The following is a 20,501-nucleotide window of genomic DNA, read 5'->3' on the forward strand; positions in this document are numbered from 1 at the left end:
ACGGGCCAGCCCTACCCGTCGCCCGTACGGCCCACGCTTTACGGCCCATTAGTCACACAAGCGGACAAGGGTAGCCGCGGTGCGCCACCGGACCCCACGAACGGGGGCGCACCGCGACTGCCCGGCTACCTCAGTACGCGCACGTCGGACGCCTTCACAAAGGCGACCCGGTGCCCGAACTGGATCTCGTAGTACGCCTCCTTGCCGCGCACCACCCGGTGTCCTGCAGTATCGAACGTCGTGGCGTACAGGTACTCGCCCGGCGTCCGGTCGCCGACGACGTACTTCTGGCGAGCGAGCAGCTTGTACGGCAGCGGCGAGATCGCCTGAACCGGGACGTCGGCGGGGTATGCCGCCGCCTCCGGGTAGGCCCGCCCGTACACCGGGATCTCCGTGGCGCCGTCCTTCGGAGTGAGCACCAGACCCCGGGCGCCCACCGCCGTCGGCTGCTTGCGCGGGTTGTGGAACCACGCCTTCTGCCCCAGGTACCAGATCGCCGTCCAGTCGCCCTCGCGCCCGGCGACCGCGTACTGCTGGCCGGTCGAGGCACGCGCACCGGTGTCGTTGACGCCGGTCGTCGAGTCCTCGCCGCCCGGACGCAGCCCGATGTCCTTGACCAGGGGTGCGTCCTCGGCGGGCGCGGTGTGCAGCCGGACCGCGGCCGAGCCGTGCGGCACGCATGCCTGACCGGGCTTCACACAGCCCGTGTAGACCGGCTGGTTCTGCCCGTAGTCGGGGCGGATCGTCACCACACCGCTGCCCGGGCCCGCGGTCGGTGTGAACGGCCTGCCGATCAGCTGGAAGTAGTGCGCCCAGTCCCAGTACGGACCGGGGTCGGTGTGCATCCCGCGGATCGTCGCGGCGGTCGTGCCCGGCACATTGTCGTGCCCGAGGATGTGCCGGCGGTCCAGCGGGATGCCGTAGCGCTTCGCCAGATACTTCACCAAGCGGGCGGAGGTGCGGTACATCGCCTCCGTGTACCAGGCATCCGGCGAGACCAGGAAGCCCTCGTGTTCCAGGCCCACCGACTTGGTGTTCACATACCAGTTGCCGGCGTGCCAGGCCACGTCCTTGAGGGGAACGTGCTGGGCGATGTGCCCGTCCGAGGAGCGCAGGGTGTACTGCCACGACACATACGTCGGGTCCTGCACCAGCTTCAGGGTGGTGTCCCAGGAGCCTTCGGTGTCATGGACGATGATGTACTTCACCGACTGGGACGCGGGACGGTCTGCCAGGTCGTGGTTGCCGTAGTCGCCCTCGCCGAACTCCTCGTAGGGCGCGGGGATCCACTCGCAGGCCACCGTCCGCGGGCACTCCGTCTTCCCCGCGTCGGCCGTCCGCAGCCCGAGCAGTGCCACCTGCGCCGGGTCGGGTGCCACGGCCGGGTCACCCGTGAGCGCGACTCGCTGACCGCTGTCCGTGACGCGTGATTCGCCCGTGCGGATGACGTCGAAGACATCGTTGGCGTACGTCGTCGCGGTCGCCGTGTCGTCGGCCCCGGAGAAACGCGCCACCGCGCCGTACCAGTCGGCCGGATCCTCGCTCAGCGGCCGTCCCAGCCCCTTCTGCGCGCTGGCGAGCAGGGCGGCGCCGCCGCGCACATTGGCGGCCGGGTTGTCGCGCAGCTGCTCGGCTGTGTAGCCGGACAGCTCGGCCGCCCGGTCCAGCGTCCTTAGCCCTTCGGGGAGTTCGGACGGTTCGGGCAGCTCGGCCTCGGCGGTGTTCCGCGGCGGACGGGAGTCGTCGCCGCGTGCGTCCTCGATGCCGTGCGAATGGTGCGGCGCCTCGGCGAGTGCGGTCCTGGCGTCGGTGAGATGCATCGGCCCGTAGCCGCCCGTGACGCTCGCCGCGCCCCCGTGCGCGTCCCAGCGCGACTGCAGATAGGAGACGCCGAGCAGCACGCTCTGCGGTACTCCGTACCGGGCCGCGGCAGCGGCGAAGTCACGCTGCAGCGCGCCGGACGAGCGCAGTTCGGCGGTGGCCGACGGACCGGCCGAGACCAGTGGCAGCAGCAGAGCGGCCGACGCCACCGCGCCCCCTGCCCTCACCATGCGCCGACGGGCGCTTTTCGGTCGTACGGGGGCGGATCCTTGCAAGGCAGCCTCCATGGACGGGTGGTGTGCGACGGGGTCTGCGGGGTGGGACACGACTACAGGGGTATCGGCTCCCGGACGATCCGTCAATCAGCGTCAGCGGCAAGGATTTCGCACGTCAGCCCGGGTGTGGCGGAGTTTCGTGGTGAGGGGGCGCGGGCCTGCGGCGCGTCAGTGGCATGGACCAATAAACGTATACGTAACGGATGCTGACGCCGGTTGACGGGCGTCTCGGCATCCGGTCGGGCCATCTGGGTGGACCGATGGCCTACCAAGCCGCCCGTGCCAGCTGCCGGTCCACCTGGGCGGGGGACAGGGCGTGCTCGATCGCCAGGATCCCGGCGCCGAGCGCCGCCGCGTCCTCGCCCGTGCGGCTCGGCTCGATCCGCAGCACATGGGTGGCCAGCGGATGCGAACGCCGGTAGACCGCTTCCCGTACGCCCGCGAGCAGCTGGTCGTGGACGGCGGCCAGCGCGCCGCCGAGCACCACCGTGTCCGGGTTGAAGAAGTTCACCAGGCTCGCCAGCACCTCGCCGACCGCGCGCCCCGCCTCGCGCACCATGCGCACCGCATCCCGGTTGCCCGACTTCACCAGGCGTACGACATCGCTGCCCGATGCCGCTTCCAGACCCAGCCCGGCAAGGCGTGCCGCGAGCGCCGCGCCGCCCGCGACCGCCTCCAGACAGCCGGAGTTGCCGCAGCGGCACGGCTCCTCCTGGTCCCCGACCCGGATATGGCCGATGTCGCCGGCGCAGCCCTGCGCGCCCCGGTGCAGCCGGCCGTCCGCGACGATGCCGCAGCCGATGCCCGTACCGACCTTGATGTACAGCAGATAGCGGGTGTCGGGGAAGGCGCGGCGCTGCTCGGCCAGCGCCATCACATTCACATCGTTGTCGACCAGGGCACGCACCGAGAAGCGCGAGGCGAAGAACTCCGGGATCGGGTACTGGTGCCAGCCCGGCATGATCGGGGGATCGACCGGGCGGCCGGTGGAGAACTCCACGGGGCCCGGCACGCCCACACCGATGGAGCGCAGTGTCCCCGGCTCCCGGCCGGTCTCCTCGAGCAGCGTGTGCAGCGTGCGCTCCACATGGCGCAGTACGGACTCCGGGCCGTCCGCGATCGACAGCGGGTCCTCTTTCGTCGCCAGCGTTGTACCGCCGATGTCCATCAGCGCCACCCGGCAGTGCGACGCGCCGAGGTCCACACCGGCGACGGCGTGCTCACGGGTGCGCAGTTGGAGCCGGCGCGGCGGACGGCCGCCGGTCGAAGCGCCGGTCTCGGCCGCCGTCTCGTCGACGAAGCCGTGCGCGATGAGGGCGTCCACTCGCTGGGAGGCGGTGGAGCGGGCGAGCCCGGTGATCCGCGCGACATCCGCACGCGTCGCCGCGGCCCCCGAACTGATCAGCGCGAGCACCTCGCCGGGGGAGTGGACGGCGGTGGAAACGCTGGGAGCCGACGGCGAAGACATGCCAGCAACCATAGGGACGACTTCCGCTGCCAACAAGGTCAATGTTGTTCGGCAATCGACATAAGTCCCCGTCAATTCGCTTGTGACGAACGCTGCTTGGACTCTTGACAGGCGAAAGAGGGGTCAGGACATTGCTCTGCAGACCGCTGCCCTGCCCAAGGAGCCTGGCGATGCTGACGATGCACGGCGTGTCCAAGAGCTTTCTCGGGGTGCGTGTGCTCCACGATGTGGGGCTCGACCTCGAAGCCGGTGAAGTGCACGCCCTCGTGGGCGAGAACGGCGCCGGGAAGTCCACTCTGATGAAGATCCTGGCCGGCGAGCACGTACCCGACGCCGGGACGATCACCATCGACGGCGCAGACCACGCCTTCACCCACCCCTCGCAGGCGCAGGCCGCCGGAATCGGCATCATCCACCAGGAGTTCGCGCTCCTCGCCCACCGTACCGTCGCCGAGAACGTCTTCCTCGGCCGCGAGCCCACCCGGCGCGGACTCGTCGAACGCAAGGCGATGGAAGCCCGCACCGCCGAACTCCTTGCCGAACTCGACGAGACCGGCATCACCCCGCGCACCCTCGTCCGCGACCTGTCCGTCGCCCGCCAGCAGACCGTCGAGATCGTCAAGGCCCTCGCTCCCCCGGCTACCGCTGGGGATGCCCGCACCTCCGTGCGCGTCCTTGTCATGGACGAGCCCACCGCGCCACTGGCCGACCACGAGGTCGGGCTGCTGTCCGCTCTCGTACGCCGACTCACCCGCCGCGGCCTCGGCATCCTCTACATCTCGCACCGGCTGCGCGAGGTCTTCGACCTGTCGCAGCGCATCACCGTCCTCAAGGACGGCTGCCGCGTCACCACACTCCGTACCAAGGACACCGACGCGGACAGCGTCGTACGCGCCATGGTCGGCCGGGAGCTGACCGCGTACTATCCGCCGCGCGCCCGCCCCGAGGAGATCGGCCCCGAGCGGCTCACCGTCACCGGCGGCTCGAACGCGCGCATCAGCGGCATCGACCTGACTCTGCGGGCGGGCGAAGTCGTCGGCGTCGCAGGCCTCCAAGGCTCAGGACGTACCTCGCTCGCCCGCGCCCTCTTCGGCGCGGCCCCCTTCACCGCGGGCACCATGACCGCCGGCGGCAGGCAGCTGCGGCCCGCCCGCCCACGCGAGGCGATCCGCGCCGGCATCGCCCTGGTCACCGAGGACCGCAAGACCGAGGGCCTCGCGCTGCGCCAGTCGGTACGCGACAACGCGCTGCTCGTCACTCGCGCCGTCCCCATCCGCGGCAGACCCCACGCCGGACGCGAAGTCACCGCGCTCCTGGAGCGCGTACGCCTCCAGGCCCGCGGTGAGGACCAGCAGGCCCAGTACCTGTCCGGCGGCAACCAGCAGAAGGTCGTCATCGCCAAATGGCTCGCCGCCCGCCCCCAGGTGCTGCTCTTCGACGAACCCACCCGCGGGGTCGACGTCGGCGCCAAGGCCGCCATCCACACGCTCGTACGCGAACTCGCCCGCGAAGGCCTCGCGGTACTGATCATCTCCTCCGAGCTGCCGGAGCTGATCGGCATGAGCGACCGCATCCTCGTCATGTCCGAAGGCCGCCTCGCGGGCGAACTCCCCGCGGGCGCGGCCGAGGAGGAGATCATGCGCCTGGCCACGGGCGGCCCGCCCCCCGACTCCGCCGGCGCTCCGCCCATGTCCGGTCACTCCCACACCGCGAGGGAGACCGGGTGAACTCGCTCAGTACGGCCGTCGCCGCGCCGAAGTCGGCCCCGCGTGTCCCCGCGCGGGCCCGGCTCACCGACCCCGTCGTGGGTGTGTGGCTCGCCGCGCTCGCCGTCACTCTCCTCGGCTGGATCGTCGTCGCCGCCCGCGGCGGGGACTTCCTCACCCTCACCAACATCGTCGCGATCCTGCAGAACTGCGTCGCACTCGGCCTGGTGGCTGCCGGTCAGTCCGCCGTCATTCTCACCGGCTCCCTCGACCTGTCCGTCGCCTACCTGATCAGCCTCGGCACGCTCGTCGCCGCCGAGACGATGCAGAGCGCCGGCGTCGTCACCGCCGTGCTCGCCGTCCTCGCGCTCAGCGCGGGCGTCGGGCTCGCCAACGGCCTCATCGTCACCGGACTGAAGGTCAACGCCTTCATCGCCACCCTCGGCGTCGCCTTCATCCTGCGCGGCTGGATCGAGGACAACTACACAGGACCGGCCGGCAAGGTCCCCGCCTCCTTCCAGCACCTCGGCTACGACCGCATCGGCCCCGTCCCCGTCTCACTCTTCCTGCTCGCCGCCGTGGCCGTCGCCATGTGGCTGATCACCCGCCGCACCCGGCTCGGCCACCATATGTACGCCACAGGCGGCGACGAGCACGCCGCGCGCCTCTCCGGCGTACGCACCCGCCGCACCGTTGTCGTCGCGCACATCCTGTGTTCGCTGTGCGTCGGCGCAGCCGCCCTCTTCCTCGCCGCAAGGCTCGGCGCCGGAGCGCCCTGGGCGGGCACCGAAGCGCGCTACGACCTCGAGTCGATCGCCGCCGTCGTCCTCGGCGGGACCGCGCTCGCGGGCGGCCGCGGGGGAGTGGCCGGCACCCTCGGCGGCGTCCTCGTCCTCGCCGTGCTCGACAGCGTCTTCAACCAGCTCTCCGTCGACCCGTTCTTCAAGAACGTCGTACGCGGCGTCGTCATCATCGCGGCCGTCGCACTGTACGCGCGGCGTTCGGCAAGGAGGCCCGCATGACGACGGCAACGGCCCCGCAGGCCAAGCGAGTTCTGCGCACGCTGGGCACCGGCGCGCCCGTGTACGTACTCCTCGCCGTGCTGCTCGCGGCGCTCGCCCTGACCGATCCGGGTTTCTACGAGCCCGACCGCTTCCTCGCCTTCGTCAAACGCGCCGCGCCCCTGGTCATCCTCGCCGCCGGCCAGTATCTGGTCATCGTCTGCGGCGAGTTCGACCTCTCCGTCGGTGCGATCGTCACCGCAGGCGTAGTGGTCGCGGCCGAGCTCTACGGGGCCTTCCCCGCCGCGCCCTGGCTGCTGGTCACCGCAGTGCTGCTGACAGCCGGAGCGCTCACCGGACTGCTCAACGGGCTGATCACAACCGTGCTGCGCGTGCCGTCCTTCATCACCACCCTGGGCATGATGCTCATCCTCGAAGGGGCCGTCTTCTTCTGGACCGGCGGCTCCCCGCACGGCGCGCTGCCCACCGCCTTCCGCCAGCTCGGCCGCGGCACCGCGTTCGGCTGGCTGCCCTGGGCGGTCCTCGCCTGCCTGGCCGCCGGAGCCGCTGCCGTGTATCTGATGCGCTCCGACTTCGGCCGCACCCTCGTCGCCACCGGCGACAGCGAACGCGCGGCGGCTCTGGCGGGCGTCCGCGTCGCCCGCGCCCGCACTGTCGCCTTCATCCTCTCCGGCGCCGCCGCCGCACTCGCCGCGGTCCTGGTCGGAGGGTTCTCCGGGGTCTCCGCACAGGCCGGCCGCGGCTACGAATTCGAGGCCATCACCGCCGTCGTACTCGGCGGAGTGGTCCTCGGCGGCGGCCGCGGCTCCGTCGTCGCCGCCATGGCAGGGGCCTTCTCCCTCCAGGCCCTGTTCACCCTGCTCAACCTCCAGGGCGTGTCCGGCGCCCTCGAATCCACCGTCCAAGGGCTCATCGTCATCGCCGCCGTGGGCCTCGGAGCCGCCGACTGGTCCCGGCTGCGCCGCCGCCGTACGCACCCCTCGGGAGGGGAACCCTCATGACCGCCATCCGTACGATCCACCGGCGCGCCATCGCATCGGCCGCCGCCCTGCTCACCACGGCGCTCATCGCCTCCTGCACCAGCGACGCGCCACCGGACAAACCCGCAGGGCAGGCGGGTGCCACCGCGACCGACCCAGGCACCGGCGCGCAGTCGAAGTTCTTCCAACAGGCCGAGTACGAACGTCAGTTGGCGCTCACCGAGCAGACCCCCGAGGGCCCGGCCGACAGGCCCTGGGAGCAGATGCTGAGCCCGCAGCTGACCGGCACGGCGAAGTACAAGAAGCAGGGCCGGGGCATTCACCTCTGCTTCTCCAACGCCGGTGTCTTCAACCCCTGGCGCCAGGTCGGCCTGAAGAACATGGAGGCCGAAGTGGGCCTGCACAAGGAGATCAGCAAGTTCACGGTCCTGGACGCCCAGGGCAAGGACGACAAGCAGATCTCCGACATCCAGGAGCTCACGGGCCGGGACTGCGACGCCCTGATCGTCTCCCCGAACACCACCGCCACCCTCACCCCCGCGGTCAAGCAGGCCTGCGCCAAGCTTCCCGTCATCGTCTTCGACCGCGGTGTGGAGACCGACTGCGCCGTCACCTTCATCAACCCCATCGGCGGATACGGATACGGAGCGGTCGCCGCCGACTTCCTGGTCGGGAAGGTCAAGCCCCAGGGCAAGATCCTCGCCCTGCGCATCTCGCCCGGCGTCGACGTGCTGGAAACCCGCTGGTCGGCCGCGAAGGTCGCCTTCGACAAGAGCGAACTCGACGTCGTGGACGTGAAGTTCACCGACGGCGACCCCGCCAAGACCAAGTCGATCGTCACCGACGCCCTCACCCGTCACGGGAACATCGACGGCGTGTGGATGGACTCCGGCGCCACCGCAGTGGCCGCCGTCGAGGCCTTCGAGGACGCGGGCAAGGACGTGCCGCCCATCACCGGCGAGGACCAGCAGGACTTCCTGCAGGCGTGGAAAGAGAAGAAGCTCACCGCGATCGCCCCGACATATCCGACCTTCCAGTGGCGTACGCCCGTGATCGCCGCGCTGAAGATCCTCAGCGGACAGCAGGTTCCCAAGGAGTGGAAGCTCCCGCAGCCCACCGTCACCCAGGACACCCTCGAGAGGTATGTCAAGCCCGGCATGCCGCCACTGCACTACGCGATGTGCGGCTGCGAGAAGCTGCCCGGATTCCCCGAAACCTGGGGCGGCAAGAAGTGACGCCCCGCGCGATCGGCGCGAACCCCTGGATCTGGCACTCGCCCGTGTCCCACGCGGCGCTCGCCGACGTCCTTCCCCGGTTGGCCACCTGGGGCTTCGACTGTGTCGAACTCCCGCTGGAGCAGACCGGGGACTGGGAACCGGCGGCCGTGGCCAAGCTGCTCGGCGCGACCGGTCTGACCCCCGCCGCCGTCATCGCCGTCATGCCCCCGGACCGCGATCTCGTACGCACCGACCCGGCCACGGTCCGCGTCACCCAGGACTATCTGCGGCGCTGCGTCGACGCGGCGAGCGCGGTCGGCGCGCCTGTCGTGGCGGGCCCGGTCTACACGGCCGTCGGGCGCACCTGGCGGATGGACCCCTGCGAACGGACCGCCGCCTATGAGGAGTTGCGGCAGAACCTCGCCCCCGTCGTCGACCATGCCCGAGCCGCCGGCGTACGCATCGGGGTCGAGCCCCTCAACCGCTATGAGACCAGCTTGCTCAACACCGTCGCCCAGTGCCTCGAAGCGCTCGACGGCCTCGATCCGCAGACCGTCGGCCTTGCCCTCGACACGTACCACCAGAACATCGAAGAACGCTCCCTGCCGGGCGCCGTGGAGCAGGCCGCGGGCCGCATCGTCCATGTCCAGGTGTGCGCGAACGACCGCGGCACCCCCGGCGCAGACCACCTCGACTGGCCCGGCTTCCTCACCGCGCTCACCGCACACGGCTACCGGGGCCCGCTCTGCATCGAGTCGTTCACCGCCCACAACGACGCCATCGCCGTCGCGGCCTCCGTGTGGCGTCCCCTCGCCGCGACGCAGGACGCCATCGCCACGGACGGCCTCGCGTTCCTCAAAGCCGCGCTCAACCCACCCGCAGAATCCGTAGAGAGGAACAGCTCATGAGCTGTCATGCTCGCGACATTGGCGTCCATGACATTTACAGAGCCGTCGTCGCCGTCCTCGGAGCCCTACTCCTCGCGGTGACCGCCCTGCCCGCCACCGCCGCAGCCGAACAGGCCCCCGCCTTCCGCGCCCTGCTCTTCACCCGGGCCGTCGGCTATGTCCACGCCTCCATCCCCGCGGGCATCCAGATGTTCAAGGAGGAGGCCGCCGAGAACAACTTCGAAGTCGTCCAGAGTGCCGACCCCACCGTCTTCGACGACGCGAAGCTGAAGGAATTCGACGTCATCGTCATGCTGCAGAACTCCGGCATGGTCTGGGACACCGACGCCCAGCGCGAGGCGATGCAGAAGTACGTACGCGGCGGAGGCGGCGTCGTCGCCATCCACAACACCCTCGACATGGGCGTCGAGGAACAGTTCCCCTGGTGGGACGACGCCATCAACGGCGGCGCCCACATGCCCGCCCACTCACCCGGCGTGCTCCAGGGCACTGCCAAGGTCGCCGACCGTGTCCACCCCTCCACCAGCGGACTTCCCGAGCGCTGGGAGCGCCCCGAGGAGTGGTACAACTTCGACAAGAACCCCCGCGGCGACGTCCATGTGCTGGTCACCGCCGACGAGACGACGTACAACCCCGGCGGCTCCGCCATGGGCGCCGACCACCCCATCTCCTGGTGCCGCAACACCGAAGGCGGCCGCATCTGGGCCACCGCCATGGGGCACGACATCCCCGCGTACAGCGAACCCGCCTTCCGCGACCATGTCATCGGCGGCGTCCAGTGGGCCGCGGGCAACAAGACCGGCGACTGCGGCGGCACCGTCTGGAGCGGCTACGAAAAGGTCACCCTCGACGACAACACCGCCGACCCGATGGAGCTCGACGTCGCCCACGACGGCCGCGTCTTCTACGCGCAGCGGGGCGGCGAAGTGAAGATCTTCGACCCCGCCTCGCACTCCACCGTCAGCGCCGGCAAGCTCGATGTCTACACCGGCGGCGAGGACGGCCTGGTCGGCATGGAACTCGACCCCGCCTTCAAGCAGAACGGCTGGATCTACCTCTACTACGCGCCCGCCGCCGCGAAGGACGACGTCAACCGCCTTTCCCGGTTCACCGTCAAGGGCAACACCCTGGACCTGAAGAGCGAGAAGAAGCTCATCGACGTCCCCGCCTACCGCGACCGCACCTTCCCCGAACCCGGACACACCGGCGGCGCCGTCGAGTTCGGACCCGACCGCACCCTCTACCTCGGCGTCGGCGACGACGTGCCTCCCAACCTCGACCCCAACTGGCAGGGCTACGCCCCTCTCGACTGGCGCCCGGGCAAGCAGATGCTGGACGCCGCACGCACCGCGGGCAGCACCAACGACCTGCGCGGCAAGATTCTGCGCGTCAAGCCGAGCGACCGCGGCGGCTACACCATCCCCAAGGGCAACCTCTTCCGCCCCGGCACCGACAAGACCCGCCCCGAGATCTACGCGATGGGCTTCCGCAACCCCTTCCGCTTCACCGTCGACCAGAAGACCGGCTACGTCCATGTCGCCGACTACGGGCCCGACCGCGGCCTGCCCACCACCGACCGCGGACCCGAGGGCCTGGTCGAGTACAACGTCATCAAGAAGCCCGGCAACTTCGGCTGGCCGTTCTGCCACGGCAACAACCAGGCGTACGCGCCCTACGACCCCGACACCAAGGTCGTCGGCCCGAAGTTCGACTGCGCGCGGCCCGTCAATCCCTCGCCCAACAACACCGGGCTGAAGGACCTCCCGCCGCTCCAGCAGCCCGAGGTCTGGTACGGCTACGGCGCCTCCAAGGAATTCCCCGAGATGCGCACCGGCGGCGCGGCCCCGATGAGCGGCCCGGTCTACCACTACGACGCCAAGAACCCCTCCACCACGAAGTTCCCGGCCTACTTCGAAGGCGCGAGCTTCTTCTACGAGTGGTCGCGCAACTACGTCAAGGAGATGCGCTTCGACAAGGAGAACAAGCTCCTCAAGATCAATGACTTCCTCTCGTCGCAGAAGTTCAACAAGCCGATGGACATGACCTTCGGGCCCGACGGATCGCTGTACGTACTCGAATGGGGCAGCTCCTTCGGCGGCGGCAACAACGACTCCGGCCTCTACCGGATCGACTACGCGCAGGGCAAGCGCATCCCCGTCGCCAAGGCCGCCGCGTCCGCCACCAACGGACCCACCCCGCTCAAGGTCGACTTCTCCAGCGCAGGGAGCAACGACCCCGACGGCGACCCGCTCACCTTCGCCTGGGACTTCGACGGCAACGGCACCTACGACTCGACCGAGGCCAACCCCACCCACACCTACACGGCAAAGGGAGACTTCACCGCCCAGCTGAAGGTCACCGACACCACCGGAAAGTCCGGCTACGCCAACATCCCCATCACCGCGGGCAACACCGCCCCCAAGGTGACCATCGACTTCCCCGTCAACGGCAAGCTCATCACCTTCGGCGACAAGATCCCGTACAAGGTCACCGTCACCGACCCGGAGGACGGCCCCGTCGACTGCACCAAGGTCACCGTCAACCCTGCCCTCGGCCACGACGACCACGAGCACCCGACCACCGATATCCCCGGCTGTGAAGGCACCGTGGACACCGGTGATCTGGGCGGGCACCCGGAGGGCGCCGACCTGACCTACGTACTCAACGCGAAGTACACCGACAAGGGCGGCGAAAGCGCCGGCGCCCTCACCGGCTTCGGACGCGCCGTCCTCCACCCCAGGCACAAGCAGGCCGAGTACTACGACGCCCAGTCGGGAACCCGCGTCGTCGCCCAGGAAGGCGCCGAGAACGGCAAGCGCATCGGCGACGTCAGCAACGACGACTGGGTGGCCTTCGAGCCGATGAGCGTCGAAGGCATCGCCAATGTCAGCTACAAGCTGTCGTCTCCGTACGGCGTCGGCGCGATCGAACTGCGCGCAGATGCCCCCGACGGCAAACTGCTGGCCACCACACCCGTCCCCAATACCGGAGGCTGGGACAACTACCAGGCCACGCCGCCCGTCCCGGTCGAAGTACTCGCCGGTACCCACAAGCTCTATCTCGTCTTCATGTCCCCGCAGAACAACTCCTTCGACGTGGACTCGGTGGAGTTCCACAGCCCATAACCCGCCGGAGCACAACAGTGCGCTGCGCGCCCAGTGTGTCGGCACTGGGCGCGCAGCGCGCTTCCCCCTCTGTCGCGGACGGTCAGCGAGTGCCGACCGCCGCACGCACTGCCCGCCGGGCCAGTGCGCAGTCGTCGTGCAGCCGCCTCAGCAGTAGCCGCTGTTCCTCACCGGCCGACAGACCGCCGGACGCAGCCTGGCTGCTGCCCGCAGGGGGCGCCTCCCGGATCGTCCGCTGCACAGCCGTCTCGTAGGTACGGATTTCCCTGGTCAGCACCAGCATCAGATTCACCAGGAACGCGTCCCGCGCCGCCGTTCCCGCCTGCTGCGCCAGCTGGCTGATCTGCCGGCGCGCCACCGGCGCATCCCCCAGCACCGCCCACAGCGTCGCCAGGTCATAGCCCGGCAGATACCAGCCCGCGTGCTCCCAGTCGACCAGCACAGGACCGGTCGGCGACAACAGGATGTTGGAGAGCAGTGCATCGCCGTGACAGAACTGCCCCATGCCCTGCCTGCCGCCCGCGTGCGCCAGACCGTGCAGCAGCTTCTGCAGATCCCCGAGGTCACGGTCGGTGAACAGACCCAGCTCGTGATAGCGGGAGATCCGCGAGGCATAGTCCAGTGGCGCGTCGAACATCCCGGCCGGCGGCCGCCAGGAGTTGAGCCGGGCGATCGCGCCGAGGGCGGCCCGGACATCGGCACGGGGCGGAGCCTCGACCGGGTGCCGTGCAAGGGCCGCCGCCCGGCCCGGCATCCGCTCGATCACCAGCGTGCAGTTTTCGGGATCCGCGGCGATCAGCCGCGGGACCCGCACTGGTGGGCGGTGCCGGACGAAGGCGCGATAGGCAGCTATTTCGTGGCGGAGCCGCTCGGCCCAGGCGGGCGAGTGGTCCAGTAAGCACTTGGCGACCGCTGTCGTACGTCCTGTTGTGCCGACGAGCAGTACGGAGCGTCCGCTGCGGCGCAGCACCTGTACCGGATTGAACTCCGGACAGATGCGGTGTACCGAAGCGACGGCCATCCGCAGCTGCGCGCCCTGAGGGCCGGACAAGTCGATTCTCCCGCTGAGGGGTTGGCCGACCGTCCCCGCCGGCCGTCGAGCCCGACCGGCGTGAGTGGGGTCGAGATACGGTCCGGCGCCGGCCGGGGCGGCGGAGCGCTGCGACCGGTGCGGGGCGGACACGGAGGACGATGCTGTGTACATGGGGGCGACAGATCCCTTCGTGTGCCGACAAGTTGCATACGCGGCCCCGCCCCGGCAGCCGGTCAACACCCTGGGGAATGCGTCCGGCTGCCGGGCCGAGGTGGCGCGTTCCTACGTCACACCCGGCCGCGGGTGGCACACCATCTGGCGCACCCTGGCGAACCCTGGCGAATAGTCGCCACGCATCTGACAGGGGGTTACTGTCAACTCAGCCGAGAACCTGGGGGCTTGACGTGACCGGAGAACCCAACACCCGCCTCTGCGACCTGTTCGGCCTGGCCGGCTGGTCCAAGGGAGAACTCGCGAGACTCGTGAACCGGCAGGCGGCGGCCATGGGCCACCCACAGCTGGCGACCGACACCTCGCGGGTGCGGCGTTGGATCGACATGGGGGAGACCCCGCGCGATCCCGTGCCCCGAGTGCTGGCAGCTCTGTTCACCGAGCGACTCGGTCGTGTCGTGACCATCGAGGACCTCGGGTTCGTACGGATCGGGCGAGCGGGGAAGCGGCGGGACGTCCAGGGAGCAGACAATCCTGACGGCCTTCCGTGGGCGCCCGAACGGACGGCAGCGGTCCTCACCGAATTCACGGGAATGGACCTCATGCTCAACCGACGCGGCTTGGTGGGCGCGGGCGCCGCGCTCGCCGCAGGCTCCGCACTCAGCAGCGCCATGCACGACTGGCTGCACACCGACCCCGCACTCGCCCACGACGCCCCCCGTATCGAAAATCCCCTGCACGCCGACCCCGCTGGGTTCGACCGCTATGAGGCCGCCCCCATCGGGTCGCAGGAGATCGAGGCACTGGAGCGTTCCGTCGAAGTGTTCCGCGCCTGGGACGCCGCCCGCGGCGGCGGGCTCCAGCGCAAGGCCGTTGTGGGGCAGCTCAACGAAGTGGGCGGCATGCTCGCCTACCGCCACCCCGACCATCTCCAGCGCCGCCTCTGGGGCGTCGCCGCCAACCTCGCCGTACTCGCAGGCTGGATGTCCCACGACGTCGGCCTCGAACCCACCGCCCAGAAGTACTTCGTCATCGCCGCCCACGCGGCACGCGAGGGCGGCGACCGCCCGCGCGCCGGCGAAGCCCTCTCCCGCGCCGCCCGGCAGATGGTCCACCTGAGCCGTCCCGACGACGCCCTGGACCTGATGAAGCTCGCCAAGTCCGGCTCGGGTGAACAGACCCTGCCGCGCACCCAGGCGATGCTGTACACCATCGAGGCCTGGGCCCAGGCATCCATGGGGCGCGGCCAGGCCATGCGCCGCACCCTCGGCGAGGCCGAGGACCTCTTCGTCTCCGACAAGGGCGATGTGCCCCCGCCGAGCTGGATGCAGATGTTCGACGAGGCGGATCTGCACGGCATGGAGGCACTGGCGTACCGCACCCTCGCCGAACACGACCCGGGGGCAGCCGCCACCGCGCAGAACCACGCCAAACAGGCGCTGGAGCTGCGCGAGGGCGGCCGGCAGCGCTCGAAGATCTTCGACTACATCTCACTGGCATCGGCGTGCTTCATCGCCGACGACCCCGAACAGGCCGACCGCTACGCCAGGCTGGCGCTCGTCTCGATGGGGGAGACCTCCTCGCACCGGACGTGGGACAGGCTCCGCGAGATGTACCGGCTGACCGGGCACTACGCGGAATACGCAAAGATCCAGGATCTGCGCGAGGAAATCCAGCTGGCCCTGCCCAACAGCCCCTCGAGGAGGTCGAGGAGCACCGAGATCTAGCCTGCGTTCCAGGGTTCCCGGGATTCAGCACCGCCCAGGCTTACGAGGGTCTACGAACGGATCCTCGCGACCATCACACAGGCGTCGTCCTCGCGGTCGTCCTCACCGCATTCCTCGACGACCGTCCGCACGCACTCCTGCGCGCTGCGGGCCTCGGCGAATCGCGGCGCCAGCCCGAGCAGGCGGTCCGTGTTGCCCACCTCGGCGGCGCTCGTGCGCGTCAGCCCGTCGGTGTGCAGGACAAGCAGATCGCCGGGGAGCAGCTGCAACTCGGCCTGCTCATAGGCGGCGCCGGATGTCGCACCGAGAAGCACCCCGTCGGGCTGCGTCAGCGCACGCCCCGTCCCGTTGCGGAACAGCAGCGGGGCGGGGTGTCCCGCCTGCGCCCAGGTCAGGGTCCGGCTCGCCGGGTTGTAGCGGCAGCACACCGCACTGCCGAGCGCGGGCTGCACGGAGGTCTCCAGCAGCTCGTTGAGATGCGCCATGAGCTGTCCCGGCCTGATCCCGGCCACGGCCATCCCGCGCAGCGCACCCAGCAGCATCGCCATCGCCGATGTCGCCGTCACTCCATGGCCCGTGAGGTCTCCGACGCTCAACAGCGAGTCGCCATCGGGGAGTTGGAGCGCGTCATACCAATCGCCGCCGATCAGTGCGCTGTTGGTGGACGGCAGATAGTGCGCGGCGACATCCAGCACGGCGGGTCCGTCGAGCGGGAATTGTAGGGAGCCCCGCCACGGCGGAAGGACGGCTTCCTGCAACTCGACCGCGACCCGGCGCTCCGTCTGTGCGAAGTGCTGCCTGCGCTCCAGCGAGTCACGGCTCTCACGCACCGCCCGCTGGGTGCGGCGCAGTTCGCTGACGTCCCGCAGGACCGCCCACATGGAGGCGGTGGACCCGTCGGAGTCGAGCACCGGCTCGCCCATCATGTGGACCGTACGGAACCGGCCGTCGGCCCGCATCATGCGGAACTCGCCGTCGATGGGACGTCCGTCGACCAGACAGTCCGTGACCAGCGCGGTGAGCAGCGCCTGGTCCTCCTCGAACACGATGGAGGGCAGTTCGTCCAGCGACATGGGGCCGCTCTGCGCGGAGCGCCCGAGGATCTGGTAGAGCTCGTCGGACCAGCTCACCTCGTCGGTGAGGAGATTCCACTCCGCGCTGCCGACCCGGCTGAGCAACGATCCGGTGCTCTGGGCGCTGTCCGCCTCGTACGCGGCGAGCTCGTCCTCGAAGACGCCGGCGGTCTCATCCGGCAGACCTTCCTTGAGCTGGTCCAAGTGCGCGCCGAGATCGTCGAGATGATGGACAGCCAGGTCACAGAGCGCTCGCTGCCATCGCCCCTGCGGGTCGTACTCGTCCGGCATTGCGTCCCGGCGCACGGCGTCCACGTCGCCGCGCAGCCGACGCGTGCGGGTGATCAGCGCGTCGACGGTGTCGCGCTCGGGCGGCTGCGGGGCGGGACGGTCCGCGAACACATGGGACGGCATGTCGTACTCCGATACAGGCGCGGCCACAGCCAAGTCTCTACAAGGGACCAGTAATGACTGTTGCACAGGCTGCGACGGCCCGTAAGGGCTTTGGCAACACTCGATACGGTGGTGCCGCTGGCATATGCCACAGGCCGTCATGGGGGCCGCGGCGGCTCGGCGGACGGCTGGGGTCCGCCGAGCGCCTCCTTTCTGACGGGGCGTTTGCGTGCCGCGACAATCGTTGCGGCGGGCGGGGTCAGGCGCGGGCGAGCGACGCGGCGCCGAAGGAGACGTCGAAACGGTCGCACCAGATGCTGACGCTGGTGTACCGATTCAGATCGAGGCCGGTGGGCAGCGCGTAGTTCTGGTCGCCCTTGTTCCCCTTGAGCTTGCCGAGGCTTACGTACTTTCCGTCGTCGAAGACGCGCCAGCCCGCCGTGCCCTCCTTCACCGCGGCATCGGTGATCCATACGCGCAGATCGGGGCCGTTGCTCGTATCGAGGTTCTCCAGCCGGAGGGTGCGCGTCCCGTCCGCCAGCTGCAGGACCTTCACCGAGCCGCTCGTCCGGTGCTCATGGCTGATCAGCTCGCCGGAAGCCAGGGTCCGGGGCCCTGACGGCGTGGGCGTCTCCGCCCCGGCTGCGGGCTCGGCGGCATCCGGGATCGCGGTCGCAGCGGGGAGTGCGTCCCGCACCGTCTCGTCCACCCACAGCTTCCACGGCTGGAACCAGTAGAGCCCCACGCCGGCCACCGCCGGCCCGACGACCAGTGCCACCACACCCCACGGCCTGCCCAGCCACTTCCACACGCGCCCCACCGTCGTCTCCTGACGTCCACCGGCCGTCGACCGGGCGTGTCCCGGGTCCGACCTGGTCTCAATTCAACGGCAGGGCGAGCCGTTCGGCACCGCCGACCCTGATGACGAAAGTCTTACGTCGCGCGGACCCTCGTCCCGCGGTCACCGGCCTGACGGGCGGCAGGCCGCCGAGAGGCATAGGCTCCCGCCATGAACGCCGAGGAGGAGCAGTCGGTCGATGCCGCCGTCGAGGGGGAACTGCGGCTCCTGGATCCCGCGGTCCGCGCCTTGCCCCACCTGGTCTCCGAGCTGCTGGATCCCGAGTTCTTCGAATTCGGGGCATCGGGCGCGCGCTACGACCGTACGACGATCCTGTCCGCCATCGCCCCCTCGCCCACTGAGCGGGTGAACGCCACCGGCGTCAGCGAGCTGTCCGGGAAGCTGCTCGCTCCCGGCCTCGTCCAGGTGACATACGTGTCGGACCAGAGCGGTCGCCTGGCCCGGCGGAGCTCCCTGTGGCGCAGAACGGCGGAAGGCTGGCGGATGTACTTCCACCAGGGGACGCTGATCAGCGCGGAGTAGCGCCCGGAGAGCCGCGGGCCCGCCGCCCCGGCGGGCGGGTGCGCGGGCCGGGGCCGTTGTCAGTGGTGGGCGGCAGTATGAGAGCCATGACGACTTCGACTGCCGCTCATGCCGCCGCCGCTGCCCTCGCCGACTCCGCCGCGTATGCCGAGGCGGTCGATACCGCGACGCAGGCCGCCGCCGCGTACTACGCGACGGGCGAGAGCACCCTCGACGACGATGCGTACGACCGCCTGGTGCGCGGCATCGCCGCGTACGAACAGGCGCATCCCGGCGAGATGTCGGCCGCGTCGCCGACCGGCAAGGTCGCCGGTGGGACAGCCGTCGGGGACGTGCCGCACACCGTGCCGATGCTGTCGCTCGACAACGTCTTCTCCGCCGAACAGCTGCAGTCGTGGGCCGCCTCGGTGGAGCGCCGGATCGGCCGGCCCGTCGAGCAGTGGAGCGTCGAGCCGAAGCTGGACGGCCTCGCCATAGCCGCCCGCTACGAGCACGGCCGGCTCGCCCGGCTGGTCACCCGTGGGGACGGGAGCGCGGGCGAGGACGTCTCGCACGCCATCGGCACGGTCACCGGCCTGCCGGGCCGCCTCACCGAGCCGGTCACGCTGGAGGTGCGCGGCGAAGTCCTCATGACCAACGAGCAGTTCGAGCAGGCCAACACGGTGCGCACGGCGCACGGCAGTGCTCCGTTCGCCAATCCGCGCAACGGAGCGGCGGGTACGCTGCGCGCCAAGGACCGTGAGTACACCGTCGAGATGACCTTCTTCGGCTACGGCGCGCTGCCGCTGCCCGCCACCGGCGAGGCGCTCGCCGAGCAGCTGGGGGAGTGGCCGCACAGCAGGCTCATGGCGTACGTCGCGGGCTTGGGCGTGCACACCGCCGAGACCACCGCCGTCGCGCCCCGCACCCTGACGGAGGTCGACGACATCCAGGCGCGCGTCGAGGAGATAGGGGCGCTGCGCCCGGAGCTGCCGTTCGGCATCGACGGCATTGTCATCAAGGCGGACCTCGCCGCCGACCAGGCCGCGGCCGGGTCCGGATCGCGGGCCCCGCGCTGGGCGATCGCGTACAAACTGCCCGCCGTGGAGAAGGTCACCACGCTGCTCGGTGTGGAGTGGAACGTGGGGCGCACCGGCGCCATCGCACCCCGCGCCGTCCTGGAGCCGGTCGAGATCGACGGATCGACGGTCAGCTACGCAACCCTCCACAACCCCGCCGACATCACCCGCCGCGACCTGCGCATCGGCGACCGGGTGATGGTCTACAAGGCGGGTGACATCATCCCGCGCATCGAGGCGCCGGTGGCCCATCTGCGCACCGGCGACGAGCAGCCGATCGTCTTCCCCGAGGTGTGCCCGCAGTGCGGCTCCGACATCGACACCTCCGAGCAGCGCTGGCGGTGTGTGCGGGGACGCGACTGCCGGCTGGTGGCCTCCCTCTCGTACGCCGCCGGGCGCGACCAGCTCGACATCGAGGGCCTCGGGGTGACCCGCGTCGTCCAGCTCGTCGAGGCGGGCCTGGTCACCGACTTCGCCGACCTGTTCACGCTCAGCCGGAGCCGGCTCCTCGAGCTGGAGCGGATGGGGGAGACCAGCACCGACAACCTCCTGGCCGCCATCGAGGGGGCGAAGACGCGGCCACTGTCCCGGGTGTTCTGCGCGCTCGGCGTACGGGGCACGGGTCGCTCCATGTCGCGTCGTATAGCCCGTCACTTCGCGACGATGGAGCACATACGCGCCGCCGATGCCGAAGCCCTGCAGCAGGTCGACGGCATCGGCGTGGAGAAGGCCTCACTGGTGGTCGCCGAGCTCGCCGAACTGGCTCCGCTCATCGACCGGCTCATCGCGGCGGGCGTCAATATGACGGAGCCCGGCGCGACCCCGCCGGCCGAAGGAGGAGACGGCGACGACGGACCCGCCGCGGACGCCGGCCCGCTGGACGGGATGACCGTCGTCGTCACCGGCGCCATGACGGGAGCGCTGGAGAAGCTCTCCCGCAACCAGATGAACGAACTCGTCGAGCGGGCCGGCGGCAAGTCCTCCTCCAGCATCTCCAAGCGCACCTCGCTCCTGGTGGCCGGTGAGAACGCCGGATCCAAGCGGGAGAAGGCCGAGCAGCTGGGCACCAGGATCGTCACCCCGGACGAGTTCGCCGTTCTGGTCGCCGACTTCCTCGACCAGAACGGCTGACCGGGCGGGCGG

Annotated in this window: 14 protein-coding genes; 9 read left to right on the top strand and 5 right to left on the bottom strand. The window is 70.2% G+C overall.

Features of this window, described 5'->3' with window-relative positions; translation table 11 throughout:
* Window positions 1-125 precede the first annotated feature (125 nt).
* Together ACZ3H8_RS27860 and ACZ3H8_RS27865 are read right to left on the bottom strand one after the other, a co-directional pair.
* Entirely contained in the window at window positions 126-2,051 is a 1,926-nt protein-coding gene (locus tag ACZ3H8_RS27860) for an N-acetylmuramoyl-L-alanine amidase (protein WP_467406455.1), read from the bottom strand.
* Between the two features lie 310 nt (window positions 2,052-2,361).
* Entirely contained in the window at window positions 2,362-3,564 is a 1,203-nt protein-coding gene (locus ACZ3H8_RS27865; RefSeq protein ID WP_467406456.1) for an ROK family protein, read from the bottom strand.
* 170 nt (window positions 3,565-3,734) lie between these two features.
* Here ACZ3H8_RS27865 and ACZ3H8_RS27870 point away from each other — a divergent pair, with 170 nt between their 5' ends.
* The 6 genes from ACZ3H8_RS27870 to ACZ3H8_RS27895 are packed head-to-tail and all read left to right on the top strand — an operon-like array spanning window position 3,735 to window position 12,522.
* Window positions 3,735-5,291 (top strand): sugar ABC transporter ATP-binding protein, encoded by a 1,557-nt coding sequence (locus tag ACZ3H8_RS27870; RefSeq protein ID WP_467406457.1) that lies wholly within the window; start codon window positions 3,735-3,737, stop codon window positions 5,289-5,291.
* Window positions 5,288-6,292, top strand: a complete 1,005-nt coding sequence (locus ACZ3H8_RS27875; protein ID WP_467406460.1) for an ABC transporter permease — start codon at window positions 5,288-5,290, stop codon at window positions 6,290-6,292. The genes ACZ3H8_RS27870 and ACZ3H8_RS27875 overlap by 4 nt, the downstream gene beginning before the upstream one ends.
* Window positions 6,289-7,293 carry an ABC transporter permease gene (locus ACZ3H8_RS27880; RefSeq protein WP_467406461.1) on the top strand — a complete coding sequence of 335 codons (1,005 nt, stop codon included), beginning with the start codon at window positions 6,289-6,291 and terminating at the stop codon, window positions 7,291-7,293. The genes ACZ3H8_RS27875 and ACZ3H8_RS27880 overlap by 4 nt, the downstream gene beginning before the upstream one ends.
* A complete protein-coding gene (locus ACZ3H8_RS27885; protein WP_467406463.1) occupies window positions 7,290-8,507 on the top strand; it encodes a substrate-binding domain-containing protein in 1,218 nt (405 codons plus the stop codon). Before ACZ3H8_RS27880 ends, ACZ3H8_RS27885 begins: the two co-directional genes overlap by 4 nt.
* Window positions 8,504-9,397, top strand: a complete 894-nt coding sequence (locus ACZ3H8_RS27890) for a sugar phosphate isomerase/epimerase family protein (RefSeq protein ID WP_467406465.1) — start codon at window positions 8,504-8,506, stop codon at window positions 9,395-9,397. Before ACZ3H8_RS27885 ends, ACZ3H8_RS27890 begins: the two co-directional genes overlap by 4 nt.
* Window positions 9,394-12,522, top strand: coding sequence for a ThuA domain-containing protein (locus ACZ3H8_RS27895; protein ID WP_467406466.1), 3,129 nt, complete (start codon window positions 9,394-9,396; stop codon window positions 12,520-12,522). The genes ACZ3H8_RS27890 and ACZ3H8_RS27895 overlap by 4 nt, the downstream gene beginning before the upstream one ends.
* A gap of 82 nt (window positions 12,523-12,604) precedes the next feature.
* Here the strand turns inward: ACZ3H8_RS27895 and ACZ3H8_RS27900 are convergent, their stop codons facing one another.
* Window positions 12,605-13,726 (bottom strand): aminoglycoside phosphotransferase family protein, encoded by a 1,122-nt coding sequence (locus ACZ3H8_RS27900; protein WP_467406469.1) that lies wholly within the window; start codon window positions 13,724-13,726, stop codon window positions 12,605-12,607.
* A gap of 233 nt (window positions 13,727-13,959) precedes the next feature.
* Between ACZ3H8_RS27900 and ACZ3H8_RS27905 the strand changes: the two genes are divergently transcribed.
* Entirely contained in the window at window positions 13,960-15,453 is a 1,494-nt protein-coding gene (locus ACZ3H8_RS27905) for a DNA-binding protein NsdB (RefSeq protein ID WP_467406470.1), read from the top strand.
* A gap of 50 nt (window positions 15,454-15,503) precedes the next feature.
* Here ACZ3H8_RS27905 and ACZ3H8_RS27910 read toward each other — a convergent pair whose 3' ends face one another.
* Together ACZ3H8_RS27910 and ACZ3H8_RS27915 are read right to left on the bottom strand one after the other, a co-directional pair.
* Window positions 15,504-16,940, bottom strand: a complete 1,437-nt coding sequence (locus tag ACZ3H8_RS27910) for a PP2C family protein-serine/threonine phosphatase (RefSeq protein ID WP_467406742.1) — start codon at window positions 16,938-16,940, stop codon at window positions 15,504-15,506.
* A gap of 238 nt (window positions 16,941-17,178) precedes the next feature.
* Window positions 17,179-17,739, bottom strand: a complete 561-nt coding sequence (locus ACZ3H8_RS27915; RefSeq protein ID WP_467406473.1) for a DM13 domain-containing protein — start codon at window positions 17,737-17,739, stop codon at window positions 17,179-17,181.
* Between the two features lie 189 nt (window positions 17,740-17,928).
* On the opposite strand from ACZ3H8_RS27915, the gene ACZ3H8_RS27920 reads away from it, so the two are divergent.
* Complete coding sequence (locus ACZ3H8_RS27920; protein ID WP_398985186.1) at window positions 17,929-18,300, top strand: nuclear transport factor 2 family protein; 372 nt, start codon at window positions 17,929-17,931, stop codon at window positions 18,298-18,300.
* 86 nt (window positions 18,301-18,386) lie between these two features.
* Window positions 18,387-20,489, top strand: coding sequence for an NAD-dependent DNA ligase LigA (gene ligA, locus ACZ3H8_RS27925; protein ID WP_467406476.1), 2,103 nt, complete (start codon window positions 18,387-18,389; stop codon window positions 20,487-20,489).
* The last annotated feature ends 12 nt before the right edge of the window (window positions 20,490-20,501 follow it).

Source organism: Streptomyces sp. NPDC002868 (assembly GCF_055563295.1).

What these genes read in the sequence shown, in the direction of transcription:
- ACZ3H8_RS27860 (WP_467406455.1), bottom strand. Translation starts at nt 2,051, where the DNA reads ATGGTGAGGGCAGGGGGCGCGGTGGCGTCGGCCGCTCTGCTGCTGCCA.
- ACZ3H8_RS27865 (WP_467406456.1), bottom strand. Translation starts at nt 3,564, where the DNA reads ATGTCTTCGCCGTCGGCTCCCAGCGTTTCCACCGCCGTCCACTCCCCC.
- ACZ3H8_RS27870 (WP_467406457.1), top strand. Translation starts at nt 3,735, where the DNA reads ATGCTGACGATGCACGGCGTGTCCAAGAGCTTTCTCGGGGTGCGTGTG.
- ACZ3H8_RS27880 (WP_467406461.1), top strand. Translation starts at nt 6,289, where the DNA reads ATGACGACGGCAACGGCCCCGCAGGCCAAGCGAGTTCTGCGCACGCTG.
- ACZ3H8_RS27885 (WP_467406463.1), top strand. Translation starts at nt 7,290, where the DNA reads ATGACCGCCATCCGTACGATCCACCGGCGCGCCATCGCATCGGCCGCC.
- ACZ3H8_RS27895 (WP_467406466.1), top strand. Translation starts at nt 9,394, where the DNA reads ATGAGCTGTCATGCTCGCGACATTGGCGTCCATGACATTTACAGAGCC.
- ACZ3H8_RS27900 (WP_467406469.1), bottom strand. Translation starts at nt 13,726, where the DNA reads ATGTACACAGCATCGTCCTCCGTGTCCGCCCCGCACCGGTCGCAGCGC.
- ACZ3H8_RS27910 (WP_467406742.1), bottom strand. Translation starts at nt 16,940, where the DNA reads ATGCCGTCCCATGTGTTCGCGGACCGTCCCGCCCCGCAGCCGCCCGAG.
- ACZ3H8_RS27920 (WP_398985186.1), top strand. Translation starts at nt 17,929, where the DNA reads ATGAACGCCGAGGAGGAGCAGTCGGTCGATGCCGCCGTCGAGGGGGAA.
- ligA (WP_467406476.1), top strand. Translation starts at nt 18,387, where the DNA reads ATGACGACTTCGACTGCCGCTCATGCCGCCGCCGCTGCCCTCGCCGAC.